The following is a 26605-nucleotide window of genomic DNA, read 5'->3' as shown; positions in this document are numbered from 1 at the left end:
ATATCCATCATACCAATCTTACGGATGCAAAGTAAAGGTTATTTGTACATAACAAAATCTCCTGTATGTTCAAAACCAAGGCGGTGGTATATCTCGCCAGCGACTGGATTATCGTAAAATAAACATGGTTTCTTTCCTTCTGCTAATACATCACAACATAATTTTTTGAGAAGCGTACTTGCATAACCGCGTTGTCTATATCCATCAGTTGTCGCCACACCTGTAATCATTGCTGAGAAGGAATTTTCTGCAGAAGTTTCAGCTACAGCAACGATTTTTTGGTCTTGTTCAATATAATAAATTCGTTTCACGCCTTTTTCAATTTGGCGAATAATTAATTCTTCGTTTTCACCGCGCGAACCAAATTCTTTAATATGTTTGCGCATATTAATAATTGGTGCCACGTCTTCTTCTACTGCCGTTCTGACGATAACCTCTTGATTTACTGGAATACGGTTTACATGTTCGCACTCACAAAAATAAGTATCTTGTCTTTTTTTGGCAAGTTCTGGTAAAAATGGTTCTAGTTCCTTTGTGACACGAGAAATGCCGCTAACCTCATAATTATCATGTTTAGCAATAATTTCCGAAAAAGCTTTTGCATCGAAATTAGCGTTTTTTGAATAAGGTAAGAAAAACGTATCGAATCGAAGTAACAATGCGTGTAATTTACCCGCTGAATCGAATTCTCCCCAAAGGTCTTGCACATCACTTTCATAACCAAAATTTTCGATGTCCCCAATAATAAATAAATTTAGGGTTGCTTCGGGTTTTAAAAGTGTCATTACTTCTTCATTATCAGATACTGTTAGTTTTCTAATCATGTGCCACACTCCTATTTGGAAAATTGTCTTCATTTTACGTGACTTAAGTAGGTTCGTCAAGCCCCGAATCTTTCTATTTTGTAACACATAAAAAAACTCGGGACAATTAGTCCCAAGCTTTTATGATTCGTAATGAATTTCGCCAATTTTTAACATTAAGCTGATAGCATTGAATTTTTCGTCTCCAAGATGCATTTTGTTTGTATCTTGAAAAGTGATAGGTGCGGCTGTAATAGTTTCTTTCGGTTGTTCAAAGAATTTTTCTTCTAATGCCAAACTTTCTGTAATTTGTGTTATGTATTTTTGGAATTTATTTTCGCTTCTCATTCTCCCAATCATTAATGCTTTTAAAGTACTTTGGGAAACCCCAACAGCAAGCGCGAATGTTCTATGAGTATATCCATTTATTTTCATATAAAGTGACAAATTAGTGGCAATTCTTTGTTTTTCTGCCTTGTTTTTCATTTGGGTGAACCTCCTGTCTTTCTATAGTTATCATTATGCCCGGCAAAGATGAGAATCTGATTAAAACTTCATAGTATTTAGCTAAAAATATTGAAACCGTTTTCTTTTATTATAAAAAAGTGCTGGAATAACAAGTATCCCAGCACATATTTTTATTTTGTGTATGCATCCCAAATGACCGTTCTTAAAACTTCTAAAAATTCAGGGTCAGCATTTGGCATTGGAGGTCGGTGGTAAGCTGCACCTACTTCATCTGTTACTACTTTACATTCATAATCATTATCATAAAGTACTTCTAAATGTTCTGCGACAAAACCAACTGGTGTATAAATAAAATGTTTGTATTTTTCCCGGCCGTATAGTTCTCTTGTTAAATCTTGTACATCAGGTCCAAGCCAAGGTTCACCGGTTTTCCCTTCACTTTGCCAACCTAGCGCATAATGAGGTACCACTACTTTATCAAAAATTAAATCTGCTGTTTCTTGTAGTTGGTCTGGGTAAGGATCATTATGTTTTTTAATTTTCTCTGGTAAACTGTGTGCGGAAACAATTAACACAGTGTCTATTAATTCGTCTGTTGGAATTTGTTTCGCTGTCTCATTAATTCTATCAGCCCACATTTGAATGAATTTTGGTTGTTTATACCAATCATTAACCGCTTTAATGTGAATATTACCCAATTTATCAGCTGCATCTTTTGCTCTTTTGTTATATGCTTCGACGCTAAAACTAGAATAATGCGGTGCTAAAACGATGGAAATGGCTTCTTCTATACCATCTTTGTGCATAGCTTCTACCGCGTCTTCAATGAATGGTTCGATGTGTTTTAAACCGATGTACGTTTTAAATTCTACTTCATTTTGCGCGTCGTTTAATGCTTTTTCTAGTCCATAGGCTTGCGCTTCAGTGATTTTCGCAAGCGGTGAAAGACCTCCGATAGCGTGGTATCTTCCGCGCAAATCTGCAATCATTTCTTCACTTGGCTTATGTCCGTGACGAATATCTGTGTAGTAACGTTCAATATCTTCGTCTTTATACGGAGTCCCGTATGCCATTACAAGTAAACCTACTTTTTTAGTCATTTTTCATCATCCTTTTTTTAATAGAATTTCGCTTCTTTCGTGGATGTACTTAGTTAATTTTTTTAGCATTTCTGGTGGTACCTCTGGAAAAACACCGTGCCCTAAGTTAAAAATGTATCCTGTTTCTAGTACACCTTCTTGTAAAATTCGTTCCGTTTCTGCTATACATTTCTCTGGTGCAAGAAGTGTGGACGGGTCAAGATTTCCTTGAATTGCTTTTGTTGGAACTTTTTTCCGAGCACTTGTGATGGTTTCACGCCAATCAACACCGACTACATCTAGTGGCATTGTTTCCCACTCTGTTAAAAGATGGCTAGCTCCAACCGCTTGCATAATAATTGGTGTTGTTGGATGAACAGCTTTCACTTCTTTAACAATCATTTCAATGACAGGTCGGATGTACTCGGCATAATCCGCTCGGCTAAGTGCCCCTACCCAAGAATCAAATAATTGAACAGCAGAAGCTCCGGCGTTAATTTGCGCTATTAAATAATTCGCAGTCATGCGTCCAAGTTTTTCCATTAAAATAGCCCAAACTTCTGGTTCACGGTACATAAAACTTTTTGTTTGGTGATAATTTTTTGATGGACCACCTTCTATCATATAACTTGCAAGCGTAAAAGGTGCTCCAGCAAATCCAATTAAAGGTACATCTAACATATCATCCGCTAGTAGTTTTATCGTATCAAGTACATAAGGCACTTCAATTTCCGGTTTAAAAATCGTCAGTTTCTCAACATCTTGGAAAGTTCTAATTGGATTATGTATGACTGGACCAATACCAGATTTGATTTCAACGTCTACTCCCATCCCCGGAAGTGGTGTCATAATATCTTTGTATAAAATCGCTGCATCAACATCGTATTGATCTACTGGTAATTTAGTGACATAAGCACATATTTCTGGTTGATGGGTAATTTCAAATAGCGAGTATTTTTCTTTTAATTTACGATATTCTGGTTGAGATCTCCCAGCTTGTCTCATATACCAAACCGGAATTCGGTCTACTTGTTCTTTTCGCGCTGCTTTTAAAAATAAATCGTTCGTTATTTTTGTCATCAAGTCACTTCCCTTCTTTGTTCATTTACACACAATAGGCAACAGAACAATAAATAACTTCTCCAGATAAAAGAATACTAGAAATCTTGTATAAAACCAAACAAATTGCCTATCTACTGTTTCAATTATGAAAAACGTGGAAAACACAGGTGTAATCATTTATCTTAATTGAATAAAACCGAAAGAAGGACTTATCATGAAAAAAGTATTTATCACAACTGGAACAGAGCATTATCTTCGTCAACTAATGGAAAATTATATTGGCGAGAATGTGACACTTCTGCAAAACTTTTCGCAATCTCTTTTGTATCAAGAGTCAACTGGAGAAAAACTTTTCCAAGAAGGTAAAGCGTATCGAGTTTTACAAAGTAGTGGTTCTTTAAAAGGTTTTGGCATTGTTGTGTTTGAATATATTCAACTTCGCGATGAAGAGATTCCGATTTTCTTACAAATGTATCAACATGCTAGTTTACATTTTAGTGAAACACCTGGGTTACAGAGCACAAAACTTACCAAAGCAATGAATACAAATAAGTTTTTAATTATTTCTTTTTGGGATTCCGAAGTTTTCTTTCAAGAATGGAAAAAAACTCCTTTGCACAAAGAAATCACAAGTATTATGAAAAAAAATAATACGCAAGTTGGTTTCTCACATGAAGATATTTATCATTATCCAGAATTCTCGCATGATGCTAAATAGGAAAAAGCGATTTGGACCAAAAATCCAAATCGCTTTTTTTATTCGTACATTTTTTTCATTCTGATTGGAGCATAAAGAAAAGTAAAAATCACTACAAATGCTAAATTTATTCCTAAGATCACCATCCCACCAATTGTGCCGTTTTGAGAAATTCCAATTATACTAAAGAGTAATGCTTGTGCAAGTAGCAAAATTCGTAAAAAGTGAATAAAACTACGATGACGATAAGCATCATCAATCGGGTAAAGACGCAGCATAATTTGTGCATCATAATGTTTTAACATCGGGATAAATTGAAAACCTGTTAAATATAAAAATAACAATGAAAAAATAATATTCAAATAAAAACCTTGTACAAAAACAAGTAGAATAACAGCGATTACAGTAAGTCGAGCGTAAAGTCCTATATATTCATTCGTTCTTACAAAGGTGCGGCTAAACAAATAAGCAAAAGTTTTTCTTTTCGCATAAGGAATTGGTCGATAAAGGAAATCTAGATAGTTCCGTCTACGAACTGTGCCGCGTAGGTGGGGCACATCTGTAAATAAATTAACTAAACGATAAAACCGATTCATTCGTGCTTCTTCTTTGTCTACTAAATATTCCCATCTAAGAGTCACTTTAGAAGTTTTCTTCTTAATCCAGTAGTAACTTGCTAAAATCACAGATAGAACAATCGGAATCGAAATATACGGTGCAGAAATTAACGAAATATAAATTAAAATGGCATTTACAATAACGCGAACAAACATCCACGTTGTATCAGCGTCTTCCAATTTCATACTTTCAAAACCAAAATAAATATTCCAAGCTTTAAGTAAAGCAAGTACTATAAATAATGTAAAGAACTGACTATAAGGTATTCCTGTTACTTCTACATACATAGGCATACAAATACCAAGAACAATTACGAATACATAAAGTTGCATAAAGAAACTCGCAATTTTAGCTTGAGAAAAATAAGCATCCATCGCTTTTTCTTGGACAATTAAGTAAACTACATCCGGTTTTTGTAAGAGCGTCGCGACTGGGCTAATTGCTATAGAAGCTGTAAGTAAAATAACCATAAGTGGGATAACCGGAAAACTAGGCTCAAGCGATTTTACCCAACCGGCATAATAAAAAATACCAGCACCAAGTCCAATAATAAGAACAAAAAGCAAATGATCATTAAACATATAACGGAGATAGCGCATTACTTCTGTAGTATAAGCGCTAAAACGTTCCTTCCAAAGCGCTTTGCTATCAAATATCATTTTCATCAGCTTCCTCTTCCTTTGTCAACTGAATATAAATTTCATCAAGTGAAGCTCCTGGCATTTTAAAGTTCGTTTGTAAGTCTTTTAAGGTTCCTTCTGCGCGAATCTCGCCTTGGTGAATAATGATAAACGTATCGCAATATTTTTCAGCAGTCGCCAAAATATGCGTTGACATTAAAATACTTGCCCCTTCACTTCGCATTTCATCCATCCAATTAAGTAGCGACTGAATTCCAAGCGGATCAAGTCCAACAAAAGGTTCATCAATAATATATAATTTAGGCTCAATTAAAAAAGCCGACATAATCATTACTTTTTGCTTCATTCCTTTAGAAAAATGCGCTGGAAACCAGTTCAGTTTTTTCTCTAAACGAAACTCTTTTAAAAGCGGGGGCATTCTTTCTTGCAATTCTTCTAGTGAAAGACCATAAGCCATTCCGGTCAATTCTAAATGTTCTTTTAATGTTAATTCTTCATATAATACTGGAGTTTCTGGAATATAAGAAAATTGCTTTCTGTATGTTTCTGTATCTTCCACTAATTGGTGACCGTTGATTTTAATTGTTCCTTGTTTCGGATGCATTAAGCCGGTTATATGTTTAATGGTAGTACTTTTTCCTGCTCCATTTAAACCAATTAATCCAACAATTTGCTTTTCTTCAATTGCAAATGAAATATCTTTTAGGACTGGTCGCTTCGTATACCCGCCCGTTAGGTGTTCTACTTCTACTAAAGCCATTATAATACCTCCTTACATATCTTTAGTTAATAATAGCATATTCATCCCTTGAACTGTCAAAATAATCCATTGTTTACTATCTCATACATGCTTTTGCCTCGTTTTTATGTTAAATTAAAGTAGTACATAATTAATATGTTGTGAAAGGTGGTCATACTGAATGGACGATTGCATTTTCTGCAAGATAGTTCGCGGTGAAATCCCTTCTGCCAAAGTGTATGAAGATGAAGAAGTATACGCATTCCTTGATTTAGGACAAGTCACAGAAGGCCATACACTTGTAATTCCTAAAAAACATGCTAGGAATATTTTTGATTTACCGGATGATACCGCTGCTGAATTATTCCGCCGCGTGCCTAAAATTGCAAAAGCGCTAAAAGAAGCTTTACCGCTACAAGGATTAAATATTTTAAATAATAATGAAGAATTAGCTTATCAATCTGTCTTTCATTGTCATGTCCATTTAATACCAAGGTATAGCAAATCAGACGACTTTGGGTTAAAATGGAAAGATAACGCAGACTGGTATACACATGAACGTTACCAAGAAATTGCTGAACTTATTGCAGCAAAAGTAGACTAAAATGACTTTATGGATGGAGTGGAGTATAAATGAATAAAAAATCACTTATTTTTGGTATTTTAGCTGGTGGGGCAATTGGAGCGGCGGCCTCGGTATTATTTGCTCCAAAATCCGGCAATGAACTTCGAAAAGATATTGTTGCTAAATCAGGGGAAGCAAGTGTTATTTTAAAAGAGTTAGCCTATAATGCAAATGAACTTATCCAATCAGTTCAAGTTCTTGGCACAGAAGGCTCAACACTACTTAAGGACGTTTCTTCTGACATCATGGAATCTGTTTCTAAGTGGAATGAGGAAATGGAACCTGAAAAGAAACGCTTAAAGGACGAAATTAAAGATATGCAAAAAACAATTTCTGACCTAGAAAAGACATTGAAAAAAGATAATAAATAAAACGGAAAACTGGGCGTATGCTCAGTTTTTTTATTTACTTGAATGCAGCTTCATAAAAATGTCAAAAACAGACCATTTTTTTATTAAAAAAGGTTGAATTCTGTTGCAATTGAGCATACAATACTATGGTGCCTTCTGATGAGACACTATTCTAGCTTTAACTGGAGGAAAGTTTACAATGCGCTGCCTAAAATCAATCAACACAGAGCGACGAGATGAATTCAATCGACTTTTTCTAAAAGGTATTCTCGTCTGGTTAGCTGTCGTATGCATATGTTTTTTGACACAACATTTAATTTATCCAGGGGAACTCACTAATGATTATCAACTAATTAGCCTTATTGGTATTGTTTTAATTTACCCTATTCATAAATTACTTCATCTCATTGGATGTTTTAAATACCGAGAGGGAACTATAATTCAGTGGCGTATTCATTTCTTTATTCTTCCCTGTATAAAATTAAATATTAAGCGGATAATTCCAAAATGGCATTATATATTTTCATTAATTTTGCCTTTTGCTGTTATTTCCAGCTTTTTAATCCTATTAATGCTTTTAACTCCTATTGGTCATTCAGGTATGTTTCTTGTATTGCTATCCGTCCATTTTGGAATGAGTTTCTCTGATTTTACTCATATTAAAAAATTATGGAAAATGCCCAAAAATTGTTTTGTCGAAAGTGCAGAACGTGGATTTTCTATTTTAATTTCTGACTAAACCATAAGAATATCATTAAATTTCTTTCATCTTTTCTTTTTATCTTTAATTTGTGTTATGATAGTTATTGTGTTAAGCGGGAATTACATCAACAACTAAGGAGTGTGTTTTATTTAATGAAGAAGAAATTAATTCTTGGACTTGTCATGGTAATGGCATTGTTCAGTCTAGCAGCGTGCGGTGGCGGCGGTAATGTCGTTAAGACAGATTCTGGCGACGTGACGCAAGAAGAACTTTATGACGCAATGAAAGATAAATACGGTTCTGAGTTCGTACAACAACTTACTTTTGAAAAGATCCTTGGTGATAAATACAAGGTAACTGATGAAGATGTTGATAAAAAATTCAATGAGTACAAATCTCAATACGGCGATCAATTTTCTGCTGTTTTAGCTCAAAGCGGGTTAACAGAGAAAACATTCAAAAGCCAACTTAAGTACAACTTGTTAGTTCAAGAAGCTACAGAAGCTAATACCGATACTAGCGATAAAGCACTTAAAGAATATTACAAAACTTGGCAACCAAATATCACAGTAAGCCACATTTTAGTAGCTGACGAGAATAAAGCTAAAGAAGTTGAACAAAAACTGAAAGATGGCGCAAAATTCTCAGATTTAGCTAAAGAATATTCCACTGACACAGCAACAAAAGAAAATGGTGGTCAATTAGCTCCATTCGGTCCTGGCAAAATGGACCCAGCATTTGAAAAAGCAGCATATGCCCTTAAAAACAAAGGTGACATTAGCGCTCCAGTAAAAACACAATATGGCTACCACATTATTCAAATGGAAAAACCAGCTACAAAAACAACTTTTGAAAAAGATAAGAAAGCTGTAAAAGAGTCTTACCTTGAATCTCAACTTACTACAGAAAACATGCAAAAAACATTGAAGAAAGAATACAAAGATGCTAATGTAAAAGTTGAAGACAAAGACTTGAAAGATGCTTTTAAAGATTTTGATGGCTCTTCTTCAAAAGAATCATCTAAATAAGTAAGATAAAAACACGTTTGGAGATTACTTCCAAACGTGTTTTTTTGAGAAAAAACTGTTCAGTAGATTTCACTGAACAGTTTTCTATTATTCAAAAGTTGGGTTATAAAAGGAGCGATTATCTAATCCAAATACTCTTTCACTAAATTCGCCTGGTTTTGTATGTTTTAATACTTTGTCCATCATGTTAAGGGAAGCATCCATTAAATCAATTTGATGTAAAATTTCAGCTTCACGGACTAGAGGCGGCTTTGGACTTCCCCACTCGCCTTTACCATGATGGGATAAAAGTACATGTTTTAAGACCACTACCTCTTCCCCGTCAATTGATAATTCTTCAGCAATTTTACTTACTTCCTCTACAACGATGGAAATATGACCAATCAAGTTACCTTCAAGTGTATAAGTGGTCGAAACTGGTCCAGAAAGTTCCATTACTTTTCCTAAATCATGTAAAATAACTCCAGCATAAAGTAAGTCGCGATTAACTGTCGGATATAAGTCTGCCACTGATTTAGCTAAACGCAACATAGAAACAACGTGAAAACTTAGTCCTGAAACAAATTCATGGTGATGGCGCATAGCAGCTGGATAATCATAAAAATCATCTTGATATTTTTTTAGCAAAGCTCGCGTAATCCGCTGCAAGTTTGCATTTTTCATTTCGAAAATATATTGGGTTATTTCGTCAGCCATTTCTTCTTTATTGATTGGAGCTGTCTCCATAAATTCACTAGCACTAACACCATCAAGTGGTGAAGCTTGTCTAATTTGGCGAATTTTCAATTGTTTTCTTCCACGATAGTTTTGTATATCTCCCATAAGATGAACAATTTGCTGTATTCCGTAATTGACTTCATCACTTTCTTTTACATCCCAAAGTTTTGCTTCTAATTCACCTGATTTATCTTGTAAAACAAGACTTAAAAATGGTTTTCCGTTACTTGCTGTTCCTTTTACACTTGATTTAATCAGCAAGAATAGTTCTACTGTTTCTCCAACTTCGTAGTCTAATAATCTTTTTTCCATTGTATCGCCTTCTTTCTTTCTGTAGTAAGAAGTTTCTCCAACTATTATAGCATGCGTATGTCTTCACTGGAAAAATATTTGCGAGTTTCTTGATGACAGGTGAAAAAAATAACCTGATTTGTACTTTTTCTTTTCTTGAGCAGCTGCATCATTTGGATCATCCTAGCAGAGTCAAAATGGACAAAGCCATCATCAATAATTATAGGTAATGGAAAATCTTTGTGAATAACATCAATTAACGCAAATCTGATTGCTAAATACAATTGTTCTTTTGTTGCTTGACTTAGTTCTTCAGGGAAAAATGAAATGACATCTTTACTTTCGACTTGAATCCGGTTTTCTTGTAAATATACTTTTGTGTAGTTTCCGTTTGTTAGGTGGTTGAAATAGTCAGTTGCTAAAGTTAAAGTTTTAGGTAATTTCCCTTCTTGTAAACTCCGCATTGTTTCTTGAAGTATTTGAAGCGCTAACTTAGTTTCTGTCCATTCCCGAGTCATTTGCTGCAATTGACTTTTTTCTGAATAGAAGTCTTGCATTAGTGTAGAAAACGTACCGCCTTCTTCTAAAGTTGCTATTTCATGATTTTTTGAAGCTAACATGGCATGAATATTTTCTTGTTCCAATTCTATTTTGCGAAGTTTTTCTTCTAGTTGAAGTTCTTTTTCTTTAATGACTTCTTGCGCTGAAAATTGACTTAAAGCTAGTCGTTTTTCTGGTTCGAGTTGCGCCTCTAGTAGAATTAGACGTTCTCGCCATTGCTGCTCTTCTTTTACTCGCATTGCTACCAAACGGAATTCGTCTTCATTATTTACTTTAGCTTGTTTTAATAAGTCTTTTTTTTCTCCGTTCACAAGCAATAGATCGTGCTTCACTAAATCTAGCTGCATTGTAATTTGTTCCATTTTTTCAGCTAGTTTGGCATTTTCTGTCAAATTATTCCGGTAGTAGAGCAAGCCTTGACGCAAAAAAGATATTTTTTCTTCCATGTTATTAGATTCTATAGGCAAATGCAGATTTTCTAATCTAACTTGGTACGAGTGTTGCTTTTCTACTAGTGGTTCTAATTTTCGTATAAGTTCAGCAGCTAATTGATTTTTTTCACTATTTTCTTTATAGTCTTGAATGATTAATTCCCAGTCTTCTTCCGGAATTTCATTAATCTCTAAATCAGTGAATAGTTGATTTAGATTTGATTGATAGTTGTATTTGGCATTGATTATGCTATTTTGTCTTTCTTTTAATTGCGCTAATTGTGAAGCAACAACATCCATTTCACTTAGTAATTGTTGCCATTCTTGCCTTATTTGTTTTTGTTCTAAAAACGTTAGAATTTCTTGGTTGCTAGAAGATGTGGATGTTTTAGTTGTAACGAATAAAAAAATAGCAATAAGAGCAGCTGTGAAAGCAAAAGCCATACTCCAAATTGATTGAAAAATCACCAAAATCACTAAAGCTACAAGAAAAATACCAACTGCTACAATAGGTTTAGTTAAAGATGATTTTTCTTTTAAATTTACTTTTTCTTTTTCTTGCTGAAATCTTTTGTTTTCCCACATGTTGCTTTCTATTTGATCTATCTTTTTCTGTAATTTTTCTTCAGTTTCTTGAAGGAGCTTTAATTCTAGTTGAATATCATGCTGTTGCTGTTTGTTTCCTTGTTCTAGCCCTTTTATTCGAAGTAGTTTTTGTTCTAACTCTTTTGTCCATTTCTTTGGTGTTTGCTTAGCATTTGTTTGGTAGTACTTGATTTCTTTCTCCAAACTATTTTGTTGTAATTCACGCTCAGTATAAGCCCCATAAGTTTCAATTAAAAAGGTTATTTCTGCTTCGTTTTCAGTAAAAAAAGAAGTATGTTCAAAATTATTTTTACTAATTAAGTTCTTTTGACGTTCTTCTAATTGAATTAATTGGTTTTGCCATTCTTTTTCTCTTAGTTGTAAATGTTCCAAACGGATAATACCATCGGGTGGAAAAGTAGCTTCGGTTGAATGTGTTGCTTTTTCATTAAGAGCTTTCCATTCTTGATAGATAGGCCATAAATCTAACAATGTATTTAGTGAATCTAATTCAACACGGATAGCAGTTTTTTCTTCTTGCAATTCAATTTGTCTCACTTTTTCTTCTTCTTTTTCAGCCAAAAGCAGCTCATATTTTGCATTTAGTTTTTTTGCTTCTTGAAATGCCAATTGGCTATCTTTAACTTTTTTTAGTTGTTGATTGATTGCTGGATTTCTTCCACTTGGTTTAAAAAGAACTTCCAATTTTTTTTGTAATATTTCAGCCGTTTTTAAAAGCGCATCTGACCCTGTTGTACCCGTAGCAAGTAAATATCGTTCAAATTCTTTTTTCTTCCATTGGTGAATATTTTGTAATCCATGAATATCAAAAGAAAAAATAGCTTCAAAAGTATTTCGGTCAATTTCTCCCATAATTTCTGTTAACTTTTCTTCTCCAGCTACTTGTCCGTCTTCGTAGTAAATACATACATCTCCAGTAGCTTTTCCTTTTAAACGTTCGACAATGACCTTACCTTTTGGAGTATCTTCCAGTGTTAATCTTCCACCATATGGTCCACCATTTTTAGGTTCCATACGAGGTATAGATTGTTGTCTCGTTGGGAAACCAAATAAAATACTATGTATAAAAGCCATAATGGTCGATTTTCCTGCTTCATTTTCTCCAAAAAAAACTTGAAAATCTGAAACATGATTAAAATGAGCATCTGACCATTTCCCGTAACCAACTATATCAATGGACGTTATTCTCATTTTTCATCACCTTCCACTTCTTTAAGCGTTGTTCCTAATTCTGTCAAAGCTGATTTTAACATTTGTTGACGATCTTCTTCTGATAAGTCTTCTAAATATCTACTTACACCACTTTCAAAATAAAGTGCCTCCACAGTTTGATAGAAAACTGATTCGTCTTGTAACCTTTCGAAAGCTTGAGTTATTTCTTTACTCGCCAGATGACGCTCCTGCCAGTTCTTTAAGTCGCTCTGATTCGTCAGTTCAATTGTGAGTTTATGGACCCAAACAAAAGTATTGCTTGTTAAGTCGGTTTCTTCTTGAAGCATTTGTAGCCAGTCCGCGGAATTTATTTTTTGTTTATCAGGCATTTGAACAATAACATGTAGAAAAAACGAATTACTCTGCCCATAATAGGCAGCTAAGCGTTTCGTGATTTCCCTGTAAAATGTATTGATTTCACTATTTTCAGGCAAACTAATTATGACTTCTTCCCAAATAATCGGATTAGTTGCTATAAAATCAATTGTTGTATTTGAATCTGATAATGTGACAATGCTTGCTCCTTTTTCACCTGATTCTTTGCGATTTCGTCCCTGAATATTTCCTGGGTAATAAATGGTTGGTGATTCGGCTAATAACTGGCGTTTATGGATATGTCCAAGTGCCCAGTAATCAAATCCTTTTTTACTTAATTCCTGGATTCGGAATGGAGCATAAACATCATGATCCTCACTGCTTGATAATTCAGAGCCATGTAAAAGGCCAATATGGAAATTCGCCTCTCCTTGTTTATTATATTCATTAACGCGGCTAACACGAATGTGGCGCTCTCCGTAACTAAAGCCATAAATATGAACATTAACTCCATTCATTGTTTCCATAGTAACCATTTCAACTTGTTCTGAAAAAACATGGACATTTTTAGGCAATTGCAATTTTTCCTTATGCTTATCTATAAAATCGTGATTTCCATGAATAACAAATGCTTTTATTCCAGCTGCTTCTAATCGTTTCATTTCTTTTAAAAAACGAGCTTGAGCACGTACACTTTGATCTTCACTATCATAAATATCTCCTGCAATTAATACAAATTCCACTGCTTCATTTATTGCTACCGTTATAATACGTTCCAACGATTGAAATGTGCTTTCTTGCACGGCAGAAAAAAGTGGTTGTGGTAATGTCGAAAGCCCAATGAAAGGACTATCCAGATGCAAATCTGCTATGTGTAAAAATTTGATTTCTTTCATGACTTTCGCCTCCTTAAAAAACCGAATATACGTTCTTATTATACCTTACTATCACTTTACGTACAAGCATTTCAAATAAAAAAGTGGTTCTATTATTTGCTAAATAAATAACAAATAATAGAACCACTTCGATTAATGAAAATTAGTCGTTTGCTACGTTATATAGGTCTTGTAATGGTGTCATAATAATGCGATTTAAATCATTAATAATTGTACTCATCGCTTGTTCTTTTTCCATTAGTTTAACGATTAATTCATTTTCTTGAACTTCTTGTGCTACTTGTTGTGCTACATTTACTGTCTCATCGTCAATTTCTTGACCAGTCATTTGTTTTTCTTGGATTGTAACTTGAACATCACGAAAACGTTCGAATTTTGCTTTTGCATCAGCATTTTCGTTTACTTCGCGGTATGCATCTTGTAAGCTTAAGAATTCAGGTGTTTCACGAATTCCTTTGTCTAAATCATGTGCTACATCATAAATATTAACTGCCATTGATAAATCCTCCAAATATCTGTATTTGTCACTTCTGTTTCACTATAACAAAAAGTCATAGGTTATTCCAGTATAAAAGAACTAAATCCACATTGCGAGTATTCCTTGAATGATTCCAATAAAGCCTCCTAAAATCCCACCTAAATAGGTTATCATTTTTAACTCTCTACCAGAAATCTCTACAACAAGTTTTTCGATTTCAGGTAATGAAAAAGTTGCTATTTGTGTTTCAACAAGTTTTGCTAAGTCCATTCGCTCCACTATTTCTGCACTATGAGTCGCTACAAAATCAAGCATTCGCTCTACTGCAAAAGGAATCATTTTTTCTGTAATGGCAGATTCATAATTGCGTAGTATGCCTTGAATAGGTTGGTTAAATAGTTTCTCATGTGGAACAGCTTGAATAATTTCTGAAGTAAGTTGTCCTGCCAAATGTGCTTGTTTTTCTGTTGGAATAAGTTCTTGGAGTTCTTTTGCTTCAAAATTATGCCATTCTGTTGATAGCAATTGGTTGATGATATTTTTAGTGTCTTCTTGGCTAATAAGCTTTAAGCCTTCTTGTTGAATTTTTTCTGAGAAACTATCGATATTAATGAACATTCTCGCCATGCTGCCCATTTTCCCATGTTCTTCAAAGAATTTTTGAAGCATTTGTTTAATCTGGATTTTGCCTGCTTCACTCGCTATAAAAACACTCATTTTATTCGTTATTCTTTCTGTTACATGGGGCAGTTTTTTAGTTAATTCGTTTTCTAGCATGGAAGGAATTAACTCGCTCATTTGTGTTGATTGTTTTGTTGTTAAAAAGCGGCTAATTTGGGTCTCTAGGGTTCTTTCTAACCATGAAATAGAACGAACTTCTGCATTATCGTATCCTAAATGGTGAAGTAATTCGTTTGGAGTTGTCTCTAATTTCATTTTTTCACGAAACATTTTTGCAATGGTTTCTGTTACTTCTTTTTGTAAATTCTCATCCAGGAGTCTGGCGCGAATGGCATCCTCTGTTAGTAAGTGACTTACCACTACTTTTCCAATATGTTCCGCTAGTTCATCACGCCGTTTAGGAATTAATCCGGGTGTAAATGGCAAACGTTTATTAAATAGATAAACGGCCTTGTACGGACGAAAGAGCATTCGGATGGCGATATAATTCGTCATTGCCCCAATGAATCCGCCAATCACCGCCATTAAAAGTATTGTAAATAATACTGACATGTTTTGCATCTCCTATATTTTGTCTAGTAAAAGTGTTTTCATTATACGTGAAAAATCCCTAGACAACAATTATTTCTAGGGAAGTTCATTCTAAAGTATGAGATTACAAATTAGTCATTTTTAATGGGTCTATCCATAAATCGAATTCTTCTTCTGTTACAAAGCCGGTTTTAATAGCAGCTTCTTTTAAAGTCGTATTTTCATCGAATGCTAATTTAGCAATTCTGGCAGCTTTTTCGTAACCAATGTGTGGATTCAAAGCTGTAACTAGCATTAGCGAATCATTTACTTTAGCTTCAATCACACTTTCATTTGCAGTTAGTCCTTCCAAACAATGAATTCGGAAGGAACGCATGCTATCAGAAAGCAATGTGATAGATTCCAAGAAATTAAAAATAATTACAGGCTTATAGACATTTAATTCAAAATTACCTTGGCTTGCAGCAATATTAATCGTTGTATCATTTCCCATTACTTGAGCGGCAACCATCGTAATTGCCTCACATTGTGTCGGGTTCACTTTTCCTGGCATGATGGAGCTGCCTGGTTCGTTAGCCGGGATTGTTAGTTCACCAATGCCACTACGAGGACCACTTGCTAGTAGCCGAATATCGTTGGCAATTTTCATTAAATCAGAAGCAAGACTGCGAATTGCTCCATGGACGAAATTAATGGGACTATGGCTCGTTAAAGCAAAATATTTATTAGAATCGGAAGTAAAAGGATATCCAGTTTGTTTCATTAACTCTTCTGCAACTTTATCACCGAAATCTTTGGAGGCATTTAATCCCGTTCCAACTGCTGTCCCGCCAATGGCAAGTGGTAAAATTGCTTTCATACTAGATTCCAGATAGTTTTTATTGTTGGTTAGACATGCTTCCCACCCACTAATTTCTTGACCAAGCGTTAGTGGAGTCGCATCTTGTAAATGTGTTCTACCAATTTTAACGAGCTGCATATATTTATTCTTCTTCATCGTTAAAACTTCTTCCATTTTAGTTATTTCTGGTAAAAGTTTCGTTACTAAAGCTTGATAAGCAGCTATATGCATCGCTGTTGGGAATGTGTCATTCGAGCTTTGCGACATGTTAACATCATCATTTGGATGAACTTTTTCCTCACCTAAAGTTAAATTGGCAACGTGCGCAATAACTTCATTGACGTTCATATTGCTTTGTGTCCCGCTTCCTGTTTGCCAAACTACTAAAGGAAAATGTTCATCTAGTTCGCCTTTAATGATTTGGTCACAAACGTTACCGATTGCTACCGACTTCAATTCGGATAACTTTCCTTCCGATGCATTCACTATGGCAGCAGCTTTTTTTAACTGAGCAAAAGCGTAGATAATTTCTTTCGGCATATAATTATCACCAATAGCAAAGTTTCTTCTACTTCGTTCTGTTTGGGCTCCCCAGTACTTAGCTGCATCAACTGAAATTTCTCCAAGTGTATCACGTTCAATTCGTTCCATTTTGCCACCCCTTTTTATTCTATTTTATTATATTCCGGATGTTTACGCAAAACCAACAAATAATGTTCGCTATTCCGTTTTTTGAAGTGGTTTTATTTTAATCATTAAAATGGTAAGAATTATTAATAAAGCAATCCAAGCTATTGAAATGAACAGTGTTGGTATAAAGTAATCCATTGTTTTTTCTGACATTATTAGCATGGTTGCATTCTTGCTTAAGTAAGCAGGATTAAACATTTGTATCCAACCGCCAAAACCGCTAATGACTCCTAAGAGAATAGCTGTAAATACGCTAATCATCGCAACTACAGCATTGCTATCAAATACAGCACTGGCAAAAACGACCAAACTAATAACAAAAACAAACCAAAGAGCGTAGACAAAAAACCCTTCCATCAAAGAATTTATATCTAAATCACCAAATAAAAAATACGTATAATATGCTGCTAAAATATAACCAATGAATAATGAGCTTAATCCAACAATACACTGCATAACCCACTTGGATAGGACATACTCTACGGCTGATACTGGTCTAGTCATAATAAAAGCAAGCATGCCTCTAGACCGGTCATTTTGAATGCATGCCATCGCTACTACAATCATAATGATAATTCCGATTTGATCAAACTGAGAGCCAAGTGTTTGCGACATTACTTCTTGCGCTGATTGATTCCCCATCAAGGCGATTACTTGCTCCGTTTCTGCGCCAGTTCCAACCGCTTTAAGTATTTCTGGTAAAAAATAAAGCATTAATGGTTGTGTAAGACCAAGAAGTGAAAAGACAATTGGCATCCAAATGATTTTCAAACTCCGCCGCTGTTCTAACCATTCTTTTCCAAGTAAAGCACTAAAATGCGTCATTATCTCACCTTCTCCATAAAAATTTCTTCTAGGCTTTGGTGTCTGTTTTCTACGCGAATCAGCTCACCTTTCGTTTTTAATAGTGCTTCTAGAATAGCTTCTGAGCCAGCTTTTTTATCTATAGCGTACACTTGGTATACCATGCCTACCTTTTCGATTTTTTCAATATGCTGATTTTGATTAAGATGTGCTAGCCAGGCTTCCTCATCTCCAATAAATTCAACATCAAATACCGGGGAGCTTTCTTCTTGCATAAGCTGTTCAACTGTTTTATCCGCAACTAATTCACCATTTTTGATAATTGCAATACGGTCACAAATCTCTTCCGCATCTTTCAAAATATGCGTTGAGAACAAAATTGTCATTTCGCTTTTCAGTTTCTCTAAAAGCACGATAATTTCTCGACGACCAATTGGATCAAGCGCTGAAACTGGTTCATCTAAAACAAGCAATTCTGGTCGATGTAATATAGCCTGAGCGATACCAAGGCGTTGCCGCATTCCACCTGAATAAGTGCTGATTTTTTTGTTAGTACTATCTGCTAAGCCAACTAGTAGCAATACCTCTTTGATTCGCTCTTCTAAATCTTGTTTCTTCATGTTAGACAGCTTTCCCATAAAATGAAGACATTCTAATGCGCTCATCCACCCATAAAATTCTGGATACTGTGGCAAAAAGCCAATTTTATCACGCACTAACTTTGCTTCTTGGCCATCTAGTTTAATTTGACCCTCGTCTTGCGCTAAGATTTGGACAATCATGTTAATCATTGTGGACTTACCCGCGCCATTTGGTCCGATTAAAGCTACACATTCTTTATTATTTATAGTTAGATTGATGCCTTTAATAACCCATTTTCCGTTATATTTTTTCTTTAGTCCTTGGATTTCTAATTTTTTCATTAACTTTCATCCTCTTTTCGCCCAAAGATAAAATAAACAATTGGACCAAAGATATTAATAAATATAATGACAACTAACCAAATAATAGGGTTTTTACGTGTTTGCCAGTTTTTAGCTAAATCTATAATCGCTGTTAAAAGTAAGGCTAAATAAAGAATTAATACGGGAATTAATAATGCTATTTGCGTTTTATCCAATGTATTCACCTCGTTTAATTGTTATATTCATTGTATAACAGTTATAATATTAAAGCAATACAAAAAAGCACATTTTACTGAGAATAAAGTAAAATGTGCTTTTTATTAGTTGCCAATAGAATCAATTAAGTTTCCAATACCATCTGATACTTTTCCACCAAATTCTTTTACTTTTTCAGCACCTTTTTTAATCGTTTCGCCTGCTTCATCTGCTTTGTCTTTTACACCACTCCAGAAGTCACTGCCACTATTATTATCGGATTCTTCTTGTTTTTTCGCAGCAGTTTCTTGTGCAGCACTTTTAGTATCAAAGTCAGCAGATTTTTGGTAACGTAAGCCACTGTTCATTACATAATGAGCTAGGCTTGATACCCCAGCAGAGCTCGTTGTAGTGAGGTAATGGTCTTTGTCTGTTTTATCAAACCCCATCCAAACAGCGCCAACTAAATTAGGCGTGTAACCTACAAACCACTGATCTTTTGTCCCACTAGTATCATTGAAAGGAACTTGAGTCGAGCCAGTTTTACCTGCCATTTCGTGACCGGAAACTGCTGCACTCTGGCCAGTCCCTGTATTGATTACATCTAGTAACATGGATGTCATTTCAGTTGAAACAGTTTTGGAGATAATTTGTTTTGTTTTTGGAACTTTTTCATAAACAGTATTTCCTGATGGATCAACAATTTTAGTAATGATATGTGATTCCGGTTTTGCACCGTTATTAGCAAATGTAGCATAAGCAGTGGCCATTTCGACAGGCGATGCCCCTTTGCTCATACCGCCAAGTGCTAATCCAAGCGTTTCGTCTTTTTCTGGTACTTCAATGCCAAATTTCTCCACAGATTTAACGCCTTTATTAATACCAATCTGATCTAACAACCAGACCGCTGGGGCATTGATAGAGTTGGCTACTGCTTTATACATTGGGACTTCTCCACTATAGATTCCACCTACATTAGTTGGTGTATAGTTACCTTTGTATGTTACTTTTTCATCTTTTAACATCGAATCCACATCATAACCAGATTGAAGTGCTGGTGTATAAACAGCAAGTGGTTTCATCGTGGAACCTGGCTGAGCCTTCATTTGCGTCGCTCTATTAAAGCCACGGAAAACATGTTCACCTCGTCCGCCAACAAGCGCTCTAATTCCTCCAGTTGCTGGATCCATTAAAACGGCACCTGATTGAACAAGCGTACCATCGTTCGCATTGTTCGGGAATAAAGAATCGTTATTATATACTTTTTCTAAAGATGTTTGATAGTTTTGATCTAATTCTGTATAAATTTTGTATCCTTTTTGCATAATTTCATCTTGAGTAATATCAGCTTCATTTACTGCTTCATTGATTACAGCATCAACATACCAAGGATATTTGTTCGCAAGCGGATCTTTTGATTGGTCATTTAAAACGATTTTGGTCGCTTTATATTTGTCACCTTCTGCTTTGGTTATATCACCGGTTTCAACCATAGCATTTAATACCATGTTCCGACGATTAGTTGCCTTATCAATATGCTCATATGGATCATAGGCACTCGGAGCTTGAAGTAAGCCAGCAATAGTCGCAGCTTCTGGAATATTTAAATCGGCTGCTGACTTCCCAAAATATTTCAAAGAAGCGTTCTCAACACCCCACTCACCGTTTCCAAAATAAGACCTATTTAAGTACATTTCCATAATTTCATCTTTGGAATAAGTTTTTTCAATTTCTCGGGCCATAAATATTTCCTTCGCTTTTCGCGTAAAGGTCTGTTCTTGGGTTAGCAAGGCGTTTTTGGCAAGCTGTTGCGTAATCGTACTACCACCGCCAGAAATCCCTCCGTTTGTAATAAGATTAACTCCAGCACGAGCAATTCCTTTTAAGTCAAAGCCTTTATGTTCATAAAAACGTCTGTCTTCAATTGATACCACTGCATTCTGGAGATTTTTAGAGATTTTATCAATTGATACGAAGGTTGCATCTGTTGAAGATAATTCTCCCGCTTTATCTCCGTCTTTATCGTAAACAATTGTGGCGGATTCTAAGCCTTTTTTCAAAGCATCTATATCTGCTGACTTGGCTACTACAACAAGATAAATAATAAAACTTAATAAAAATACGAGTCCTGCAAGTAAAAAAATCTTGCCGATATGTTTGTTTTTCCAAAAGCGTCTAAATTTCCGCCAGAAAATACCAAGCCATTTTCCAATGAATCCAAAGAATAATTTAATGTATTTAATGAGTTGTTGTTTTAATTTGTCCATGTAACTCTCCTATCTTTCTACACGGTATTAAAGAAAACTGTAAACACAGTTATACACGTATTTTACGTTAAAACACAATTTTATGCCACCAACTTTAGACCGATTTTTGTAATAATTTTGTAATAATCCATATTTCCTACATATTTATTTACTTCTTTTTTACAATTTCTTCATTTTGATGTTTCCCGTATTTTAAAAAGGGTAGATATTACTGTTACCATTACTAGTGTTTTGGTAATAACAATCACCTATATACTGTGTACAACAAGTAATGGCAGCAAGTTTTACATGGGTTCATTAATAAGCCGGAAAGGATTTGGAATATGACGCAAAAGCTAATCTACTTTTTATCACAAACGCATATTCGAAGTGCCATTGCTGAAGCTTGGGCAAAGAAACTTTCACTTAGCAATGTCAAATTCATTAGCGGTTCTTGGCATAAATCCAAAGCAACTCCATTTATTGCAGAAGCGTTGAATGAGTTTGCGATTGAGCCACCTGAAAGCTTGTCTTATTCTCCTAGCTCAAAATTACTGGCAGATGCTGATCTCATTGTTACAATTTATGATTCTGCACATGAATCTGCACCGAGTTTCCCATTAGAAATACAAGAAAAAATTATTTATTGGGACATTGATGATCCAGAACAAGAAATAGCGTTACCAAAAAAATGGGCGAGTTATCAAGAAGTGTGCGATAACATTGCCTTATCTGTAAAAAAATTAGAGCACGTATTGATAGAGGCTTAGATTTCATTGTCCCGCCACTTGTAGGCGGGACTTTTATGTTAAAAGAAAGGGGTATTTACATATTATGGACGGATATAATGATTTAAAAAAAGCAGAAAAAGCCGCCTTTTTAAGTATATTTGCTTACCTATTTCTTTCCATTTTAAAAATTGCAGCTGGTCATTTTGGAAATTCTGACGCATTACTTGCAGATGGATTAAACAATACAACAGATATAATTTCATCCGTTGCTCTTTTGATTGGCCTTAGAATTTCACGTATTCCACCTGATGCAGATCATTCCTATGGACATCGGCGAACAGAAACGATAAGTTCCTTAATTGCATCTATTATTATGTTTTTTGTTGGTGTTCAAGTCATTTGGAGTTCTATTGTTCATATTATTGAAAAAGAATTTACTACTCCTTCAACGATAACTGCTATTGTAGCATTATTTTCTGGTGTATTCATGTATGCTATTTATTTATATAACCGCAGACTTGCAAAAAAGTTGGACAGTCAGGCAGTACGGGCAGCCGCTTATGACAATCGTTCAGATGCATTTGTAAGTTTTGGCGCATTTATTGGTATAATTGGAGCAGTTCTTGGAGTTCCGTGGCTCGATTCAGTTACAGCTTTTTTCGTTGGCGTTTTAATTGTTTATACAGCTGTCAAAATTTTTTATGATGCAGCTCATACATTAACAGATGGGTTCGATGTATCCAAGCTCGAAACAATTCATGATTTGATCGCTTCTGTACCTGAAGTTAAAAAAGTCATTGATATAAAAGCGCGGATGAATGGGAATCGTATTTGGATTGATGCAACTATCGCGGTAGATCCTGATTTAAATGTAGTAAAAAGCCATGAAATCACTGAAATTGTTGAGCAAAAAATCCGAAATGAGTATAAAGGGGCATTTACGTTAGTTCATATTGAACCATTTTTTGAATAATATTCATTGTCAATAATCATAAAGTCAACTATAATTTAGATTAAAGTATCATTTGCTGGGAGGGAATATTCAATGGGGCAGAGAAACTAATTCACATAAATTATCTAACTAGAATGAAAAGTATGCAACAACACATTGGAGGTTTTCTCTTCCATGGCGACTTTTCTTCTATATAGATAGTTTTACCATAAGCTTATTTATATTAAATTAGGAGGTGTTTGCCTTAGCAGAAACTATTTCTGTCAAGGCGATTTATTGATATTAACCATTAAATTTTTAATTATAGCTTTACTTATTGCTATATCGGCGTTTTTCGTGGCAACGGAATTTGCAATTGTAAAAATGCGACCGAGCCGTTTAGATCAATTAATTGCGGAGAAAGATAAACGTGCAGTCCTCGCTAGACATATTTACAATCATTTGAACGCTTACTTATCAGCTTGCCAACTTGGGATAACAATTAGCTCCCTTGGGCTTGGTTGGTTAGGGGAATCTACTGTAGAAGCTGCTCTACATCCATTGTTTAGCTTAATGGAATTACCTCAGTCTGCTATTACGATTCTTTCCTTCACGATCGCCTTTTTATTTATCACTTTCTTGCATGTAGTTGTCGGCGAACTTGTACCGAAAACATTGGCAATCGATAAAACAGAAACAGTTGCACTTGCGGTAGCTCGTCCGCTGCATATTTTTTATAAAATAATGTTCCCATTTATTTGGATTTTAAATGGTTCTGCGGTTTTCATCGCACGTCTTTTTGGCTTAGAGCCTGCCTCTGAGCATGAAATCGCTCATACAGAAGATGAGTTAAAAATAATCGTTGGTGAAAGTTATAAGAGTGGAGAAATTAATCAATCAGAATTCCGTTATGTGAATAAGATTTTTGATTTTGATGAACGTATGGCGAAAGAGGTTATGATTCCAAGGACTGAGATTGTCACAGTTGATACCGGCTCTACTATCGGAGAGTTGTCCGACATTATGCAAAATGAACGTTATACACGCTACCCAGTTATTGATGGCGATAAAGACCATGTCATTGGCGTACTTAATTTAAAAGAAATTTTGTCAGCATATGTCGAACATGGATCGAGTCCAAGTTTTAGTATTGACCCTTACGTAAAACCAATTATCCGAGTGATTGAGACGATTCCAATTAAAGAATTACTTTTCCGTATGCAGCGTGAACGCTCTCATATTGCCATTTTACTTGATGAATATGGTGGTACCTCCGGGCTCGTTACGGTAGAAGATATTGTGGAAGAAATCGTTGGTGATATTCGCGATGAATTTGATGCTGACGAAATTCCAGAAATTCGAAAAATCAAAGACGGTCACTATATTGTTGATGCAAAACTTTTGATTGATGAAGTCAATAATATTTTAGGTACTGAAATTGAGGAAGAAGAAGTTGACACAATTGGTGGTTGGTTCTTAACGCAAAATTATGAAGTGGAAGTCGGGGATGAAATTGATTACGATGGCTTTATTTTCCGCGTAAAACAAGGTGAACCCCACCATATTGAGTATATCGAGATTATCAAAAAAACAAATGATTAATAATAAAGGTAGCTATCCTCCTCTCACTTGGATAGCTACTTTTTTAAATGCGATGATTTAACATAAATTGTTTGAACCTTTCTGCTGCTGGAGTTAAAGTTTGATTTTTTACAACTGCTAAATAAAAGAAACGTTCCCAGTTCGGGCTTCTGATTGGCAATACTTTGACGTCTATATAATTTAATATGGGCATATTAGGAACAACGGCTATCCCAAAACCTTGCGCAACCATCCCTGCAATTACTTGATCTACTTCGATTTCATAGGCTATTCTGTAATCCTTACCAATTTTTCTGAATAAATCATCGATAATTGGTCGTAAACCGCTTTTTTTCGAGAAGGCAATATGCGGATACGACACGGTTTCAATTAAATCAATCCAATCTTTTTCAGCTAATGGATGACTTTTTGGTACGATGAGCACTAATTCTTGTTTAGCAATCGGCGTAAAATGAATATTCCGTTCATTCTCGAGCTTAGAGCATATGCCAATATCGAATTTCTTTTCTTTCAGTCCTTGAATAATGTCAATCGAAACACCCGTATGAAAAACGAAATCAATTTTCTTTTCTGGTTCTGTTTGTATGAATTCTTGAACAAGCTTAGGCACAAGTGAGGTTCCAAGCGTTTGTAAAAATGCTAAATCAATCTGCCCTTCCCCGTTTGCGGCTTTTTTGGTAGTTGCTACTCCGGCATCGATCATGTCTAACGATTCTTCTACATAATCCAGAAATACCTTCCCCGCCTTGCTTAATCCAATATTTCGACCCTCTTTTTCAAATAAAGGTATACCTAATTCTTGTTCTAACGAAGAAATTGCGTGACTTAAACTCGGTTGAGTGATGAGTAATTTTTCAGCTGCTTTTGTGTAATGTTCCATGTGCGCCAATGTGACGAAATAACGTAAATGGTGTAGATTCATGACTTCTCTCCTTACTAAAAATTATCTATGCAATTTATCTATCAATTAATAGAATAATACCAATTTGTTTTTATGGAATAGTCATAATACAATTAGACTGTAGTTACACCAGCAGAACAAACTATTCCTTAAAAACCAATATACGGTAGAATACGTTAACTGTCCAGTTGAAATTTCAAACATTGAAGGCGTTACCACATCAGCGATTATTAATGAATGGAATTTTATTTTTTTACTGGTGTTTGTGAAAATATTATCAAAGTTTCTTGTAATTTTTATGCTAGAGAGGAGATAATTTTTATGACAAATGCAAATGGCAACCTAAAAAAATGCCCCATCACGATTAGCTCTTACACACTCGGAACGGAGGTATCTTTTCCAGAAAGAGTGAAAATCGCAGCCCAAAATGGTTTTGATGGAATTGGCTTACGCGCGGAAAACTATGTAGACGCATTAGCCACTGGATTAACTGATGAAGATATGTTGCGGATTTTAGATGAGCATAGCATCAAAGTAACAGAAGTAGAATACATAACTCAGTGGGGAACCGCCGAGGACCGCACTGCTGAACAACAAAAGAAAGAACAAACCACTTTTCACATGGCACGCCTATTCGGTGTCAAACATATTAACTGCGGTTTGCTTGAAAAAATCCCTGAAGAACAAATCATTATAGCACTTGGTGAACTGTGTGACCGAGCTAAAGAATTAATTATCGGTTTAGAATTTATGCCATATAGTGGTGTAGCAGACTTAGCAGCAGCTTGGCGCGTAGCTGAAGCATGTGGCAGAGATAATGCACAATTAATCTGCGACACTTGGCACTGGGCTAGAGCAAACCAAACAGCAGAATCAATCAAAAATGTTCCAGCTGACCGGATTGTTTCCATTCAATTATGTGACGTACATGAAACACCTTACAAAGAACTTCGGAAAGAATCTCTCCATGACCGACTTGCTCCTGGCGAAGGATACGGCGATACAGTCGGTTTTGCTCGAATCTTAAAAGAACACGGCGTAAATCCTCGTGTTATGGGCGTTGAAGTTATATCAGACTCTATGGTAGAAACTGGTTTAGAATATGCTGCTATCAAAGTATATAATGCAACGAAAAAAGTACTAGACGAAGCATGGCCAGAAATCTCTCCAAAATAAAAACACAAACAGATATGTGAAAATAATAACTTAATTAAAAGATTCAATTTT

The 26605-nt window shown here is 35.2% G+C and carries 26 protein-coding genes; 9 read left to right on the top strand and 17 right to left on the bottom strand.

The window, feature by feature from the left end; genetic code table 11:
- Positions 1–38: 38 nt before the first annotated feature.
- The 4 genes from HCB45_RS09610 to hemE form a co-directional block, all read right to left on the bottom strand.
- Positions 39–824, bottom strand: coding sequence for a GNAT family N-acetyltransferase (locus tag HCB45_RS09610; protein WP_185619692.1), 786 nt, complete (start codon positions 822–824; stop codon positions 39–41).
- Between the two features lie 120 nt (positions 825–944).
- Positions 945–1289 carry a hypothetical protein gene (locus HCB45_RS09605; protein WP_185319361.1) on the bottom strand — a complete coding sequence of 115 codons (345 nt, stop codon included), beginning with the start codon at positions 1287–1289 and terminating at the stop codon, positions 945–947.
- A 152-nt stretch (positions 1290–1441) separates the two neighbouring features.
- Positions 1442–2371 (bottom strand): ferrochelatase, encoded by a 930-nt coding sequence (hemH, locus tag HCB45_RS09600; protein ID WP_185619691.1) that lies wholly within the window; start codon positions 2369–2371, stop codon positions 1442–1444.
- 6 nt (positions 2372–2377) lie between these two features.
- Positions 2378–3430 (bottom strand): uroporphyrinogen decarboxylase, encoded by a 1053-nt coding sequence (hemE, locus tag HCB45_RS09595; RefSeq protein WP_185619690.1) that lies wholly within the window; start codon positions 3428–3430, stop codon positions 2378–2380.
- Between the two features lie 196 nt (positions 3431–3626).
- Between hemE and HCB45_RS09590 the strand changes: the two genes are divergently transcribed.
- On the top strand, positions 3627–4130 hold the full coding sequence (locus HCB45_RS09590) for an antibiotic biosynthesis monooxygenase family protein (protein WP_185319364.1): 504 nt from the start codon (positions 3627–3629) through the stop codon (positions 4128–4130).
- 38 nt (positions 4131–4168) lie between these two features.
- Here the strand turns inward: HCB45_RS09590 and HCB45_RS09585 are convergent, their stop codons facing one another.
- Positions 4169–5392, bottom strand: a complete 1224-nt coding sequence (locus HCB45_RS09585; protein WP_185319365.1) for an ABC transporter permease — start codon at positions 5390–5392, stop codon at positions 4169–4171.
- The gene (locus HCB45_RS09580) at positions 5376–6128 is read right to left on the bottom strand and encodes an ABC transporter ATP-binding protein (RefSeq protein WP_185319366.1); all 753 of its coding nucleotides are present in this window, start codon (positions 6126–6128) and stop codon (positions 5376–5378) included. Before HCB45_RS09580 ends, HCB45_RS09585 begins: the two co-directional genes overlap by 17 nt.
- A gap of 160 nt (positions 6129–6288) precedes the next feature.
- Here HCB45_RS09580 and HCB45_RS09575 point away from each other — a divergent pair, with 160 nt between their 5' ends.
- The 4 genes from HCB45_RS09575 (at position 6289) to HCB45_RS09560 (ending at position 8813) form a co-directional block, all read left to right on the top strand.
- Positions 6289–6711 carry an HIT family protein gene (locus HCB45_RS09575; RefSeq protein ID WP_185319367.1) on the top strand — a complete coding sequence of 141 codons (423 nt, stop codon included), beginning with the start codon at positions 6289–6291 and terminating at the stop codon, positions 6709–6711.
- A 29-nt stretch (positions 6712–6740) separates the two neighbouring features.
- Positions 6741–7103, top strand: a complete 363-nt coding sequence (locus tag HCB45_RS09570; protein WP_003720598.1) for a YtxH domain-containing protein — start codon at positions 6741–6743, stop codon at positions 7101–7103.
- 178 nt (positions 7104–7281) lie between these two features.
- Positions 7282–7821 (top strand): DUF3267 domain-containing protein, encoded by a 540-nt coding sequence (locus tag HCB45_RS09565; protein ID WP_185319368.1) that lies wholly within the window; start codon positions 7282–7284, stop codon positions 7819–7821.
- Positions 7822–7937: 116 nt separating this feature from the next.
- The gene (locus HCB45_RS09560; RefSeq protein WP_185319369.1) at positions 7938–8813 is read left to right on the top strand and encodes a peptidylprolyl isomerase; all 876 of its coding nucleotides are present in this window, start codon (positions 7938–7940) and stop codon (positions 8811–8813) included.
- An 87-nt stretch (positions 8814–8900) separates the two neighbouring features.
- Here HCB45_RS09560 and yhaM read toward each other — a convergent pair whose 3' ends face one another.
- The 10 genes from yhaM to HCB45_RS09510 all read right to left on the bottom strand — a co-directional run bounded on the left by yhaM (position 8901) and on the right by HCB45_RS09510 (position 21234).
- Entirely contained in the window at positions 8901–9842 is a 942-nt protein-coding gene (gene yhaM / locus HCB45_RS09555; protein ID WP_185319370.1) for a 3'-5' exoribonuclease YhaM, read from the bottom strand.
- Positions 9843–9886: 44 nt separating this feature from the next.
- Positions 9887–12610 carry an ATP-binding protein gene (locus HCB45_RS09550; RefSeq protein WP_185619689.1) on the bottom strand — a complete coding sequence of 908 codons (2724 nt, stop codon included), beginning with the start codon at positions 12608–12610 and terminating at the stop codon, positions 9887–9889.
- Positions 12607–13842: a metallophosphoesterase family protein gene (locus HCB45_RS09545; protein ID WP_185619688.1), complete on the bottom strand. Its 1236-nt coding sequence runs from the start codon at positions 13840–13842 to the stop codon at positions 12607–12609. Before HCB45_RS09545 ends, HCB45_RS09550 begins: the two co-directional genes overlap by 4 nt.
- Before the next feature lie 142 nt (positions 13843–13984).
- Complete coding sequence (locus HCB45_RS09540) at positions 13985–14338, bottom strand: YlbF/YmcA family competence regulator (RefSeq protein WP_185319373.1); 354 nt, start codon at positions 14336–14338, stop codon at positions 13985–13987.
- Positions 14339–14419: 81 nt separating this feature from the next.
- Positions 14420–15553: a DUF445 domain-containing protein gene (locus HCB45_RS09535; protein ID WP_185619687.1), complete on the bottom strand. Its 1134-nt coding sequence runs from the start codon at positions 15551–15553 to the stop codon at positions 14420–14422.
- A gap of 103 nt (positions 15554–15656) precedes the next feature.
- Complete coding sequence (gene fumC, locus HCB45_RS09530; protein ID WP_185319375.1) at positions 15657–17024, bottom strand: class II fumarate hydratase; 1368 nt, start codon at positions 17022–17024, stop codon at positions 15657–15659.
- 69 nt (positions 17025–17093) lie between these two features.
- Positions 17094–17888, bottom strand: a complete 795-nt coding sequence (locus HCB45_RS09525; protein WP_185319376.1) for an ABC transporter permease — start codon at positions 17886–17888, stop codon at positions 17094–17096.
- Positions 17888–18790 carry an ABC transporter ATP-binding protein gene (locus HCB45_RS09520; RefSeq protein WP_185319377.1) on the bottom strand — a complete coding sequence of 301 codons (903 nt, stop codon included), beginning with the start codon at positions 18788–18790 and terminating at the stop codon, positions 17888–17890. The genes HCB45_RS09525 and HCB45_RS09520 overlap by 1 nt, the downstream gene beginning before the upstream one ends.
- Positions 18790–18987: a PLD nuclease N-terminal domain-containing protein gene (locus tag HCB45_RS09515; RefSeq protein ID WP_185319378.1), complete on the bottom strand. Its 198-nt coding sequence runs from the start codon at positions 18985–18987 to the stop codon at positions 18790–18792. Before HCB45_RS09515 ends, HCB45_RS09520 begins: the two co-directional genes overlap by 1 nt.
- Before the next feature lie 105 nt (positions 18988–19092).
- Positions 19093–21234 (bottom strand): penicillin-binding protein 1A, encoded by a 2142-nt coding sequence (locus tag HCB45_RS09510; RefSeq protein WP_185319379.1) that lies wholly within the window; start codon positions 21232–21234, stop codon positions 19093–19095.
- Positions 21235–21557: 323 nt separating this feature from the next.
- On the opposite strand from HCB45_RS09510, the gene HCB45_RS09505 reads away from it, so the two are divergent.
- From HCB45_RS09505 to HCB45_RS09495, 3 genes are all read left to right on the top strand, one after another.
- Positions 21558–21983, top strand: a complete 426-nt coding sequence (locus HCB45_RS09505) for a low molecular weight phosphatase family protein (RefSeq protein ID WP_185319380.1) — start codon at positions 21558–21560, stop codon at positions 21981–21983.
- A gap of 64 nt (positions 21984–22047) precedes the next feature.
- A complete protein-coding gene (locus HCB45_RS09500; RefSeq protein ID WP_185619686.1) occupies positions 22048–22917 on the top strand; it encodes a cation diffusion facilitator family transporter in 870 nt (289 codons plus the stop codon).
- A gap of 255 nt (positions 22918–23172) precedes the next feature.
- Positions 23173–24477, top strand: a complete 1305-nt coding sequence (locus HCB45_RS09495) for a hemolysin family protein (RefSeq protein WP_185319382.1) — start codon at positions 23173–23175, stop codon at positions 24475–24477.
- A gap of 43 nt (positions 24478–24520) precedes the next feature.
- Here HCB45_RS09495 and HCB45_RS09490 read toward each other — a convergent pair whose 3' ends face one another.
- A complete protein-coding gene (locus tag HCB45_RS09490; RefSeq protein ID WP_185619685.1) occupies positions 24521–25399 on the bottom strand; it encodes a LysR family transcriptional regulator in 879 nt (292 codons plus the stop codon).
- A 300-nt stretch (positions 25400–25699) separates the two neighbouring features.
- Between HCB45_RS09490 and HCB45_RS09485 the strand changes: the two genes are divergently transcribed.
- On the top strand, positions 25700–26554 hold the full coding sequence (locus HCB45_RS09485) for a sugar phosphate isomerase/epimerase family protein (protein WP_185619684.1): 855 nt from the start codon (positions 25700–25702) through the stop codon (positions 26552–26554).
- The last annotated feature ends 51 nt before the right edge of the window (positions 26555–26605 follow it).

It is taken from the genome of Listeria farberi, assembly GCF_014229245.1.
In the GTDB taxonomy this organism is placed as follows: Bacteria; Bacillota; Bacilli; order Lactobacillales; family Listeriaceae; genus Listeria; species Listeria farberi.
The sequence above is the reverse complement of the archived record's forward strand: the minus strand, read 5'-3'. Positions and strand labels throughout refer to the sequence as shown.

Excerpts from the sequence above, each read along its gene's own strand:
- HCB45_RS09610 (WP_185619692.1), bottom strand. The coding sequence starts at position 824 with ATGATTAGAAAACTAACAGTATCTGATAATGAAGAAGTAATGACACTT.
- HCB45_RS09605 (WP_185319361.1), bottom strand. The coding sequence starts at position 1,289 with ATGAAAAACAAGGCAGAAAAACAAAGAATTGCCACTAATTTGTCACTT.
- hemH (WP_185619691.1), bottom strand. The coding sequence starts at position 2,371 with ATGACTAAAAAAGTAGGTTTACTTGTAATGGCATACGGGACTCCGTAT.
- hemE (WP_185619690.1), bottom strand. The coding sequence starts at position 3,430 with ATGACAAAAATAACGAACGATTTATTTTTAAAAGCAGCGCGAAAAGAA.
- HCB45_RS09590 (WP_185319364.1), top strand. The coding sequence starts at position 3,627 with ATGAAAAAAGTATTTATCACAACTGGAACAGAGCATTATCTTCGTCAA.
- HCB45_RS09585 (WP_185319365.1), bottom strand. The coding sequence starts at position 5,392 with ATGAAAATGATATTTGATAGCAAAGCGCTTTGGAAGGAACGTTTTAGC.
- HCB45_RS09580 (WP_185319366.1), bottom strand. The coding sequence starts at position 6,128 with ATGGCTTTAGTAGAAGTAGAACACCTAACGGGCGGGTATACGAAGCGA.
- HCB45_RS09575 (WP_185319367.1), top strand. The coding sequence starts at position 6,289 with ATGGACGATTGCATTTTCTGCAAGATAGTTCGCGGTGAAATCCCTTCT.
- HCB45_RS09570 (WP_003720598.1), top strand. The coding sequence starts at position 6,741 with ATGAATAAAAAATCACTTATTTTTGGTATTTTAGCTGGTGGGGCAATT.
- HCB45_RS09565 (WP_185319368.1), top strand. The coding sequence starts at position 7,282 with ATGCGCTGCCTAAAATCAATCAACACAGAGCGACGAGATGAATTCAAT.
- HCB45_RS09560 (WP_185319369.1), top strand. The coding sequence starts at position 7,938 with ATGAAGAAGAAATTAATTCTTGGACTTGTCATGGTAATGGCATTGTTC.
- yhaM (WP_185319370.1), bottom strand. The coding sequence starts at position 9,842 with ATGGAAAAAAGATTATTAGACTACGAAGTTGGAGAAACAGTAGAACTA.
- HCB45_RS09550 (WP_185619689.1), bottom strand. The coding sequence starts at position 12,610 with ATGAGAATAACGTCCATTGATATAGTTGGTTACGGGAAATGGTCAGAT.
- HCB45_RS09545 (WP_185619688.1), bottom strand. The coding sequence starts at position 13,842 with ATGAAAGAAATCAAATTTTTACACATAGCAGATTTGCATCTGGATAGT.
- HCB45_RS09540 (WP_185319373.1), bottom strand. The coding sequence starts at position 14,338 with ATGGCAGTTAATATTTATGATGTAGCACATGATTTAGACAAAGGAATT.
- HCB45_RS09535 (WP_185619687.1), bottom strand. The coding sequence starts at position 15,553 with ATGTCAGTATTATTTACAATACTTTTAATGGCGGTGATTGGCGGATTC.
- fumC (WP_185319375.1), bottom strand. The coding sequence starts at position 17,024 with ATGGAACGAATTGAACGTGATACACTTGGAGAAATTTCAGTTGATGCA.
- HCB45_RS09525 (WP_185319376.1), bottom strand. The coding sequence starts at position 17,888 with ATGACGCATTTTAGTGCTTTACTTGGAAAAGAATGGTTAGAACAGCGG.
- HCB45_RS09520 (WP_185319377.1), bottom strand. The coding sequence starts at position 18,790 with ATGAAAAAATTAGAAATCCAAGGACTAAAGAAAAAATATAACGGAAAA.
- HCB45_RS09510 (WP_185319379.1), bottom strand. The coding sequence starts at position 21,234 with ATGGACAAATTAAAACAACAACTCATTAAATACATTAAATTATTCTTT.
- HCB45_RS09505 (WP_185319380.1), top strand. The coding sequence starts at position 21,558 with ATGACGCAAAAGCTAATCTACTTTTTATCACAAACGCATATTCGAAGT.
- HCB45_RS09500 (WP_185619686.1), top strand. The coding sequence starts at position 22,048 with ATGGACGGATATAATGATTTAAAAAAAGCAGAAAAAGCCGCCTTTTTA.
- HCB45_RS09490 (WP_185619685.1), bottom strand. The coding sequence starts at position 25,399 with ATGAATCTACACCATTTACGTTATTTCGTCACATTGGCGCACATGGAA.
- HCB45_RS09485 (WP_185619684.1), top strand. The coding sequence starts at position 25,700 with ATGACAAATGCAAATGGCAACCTAAAAAAATGCCCCATCACGATTAGC.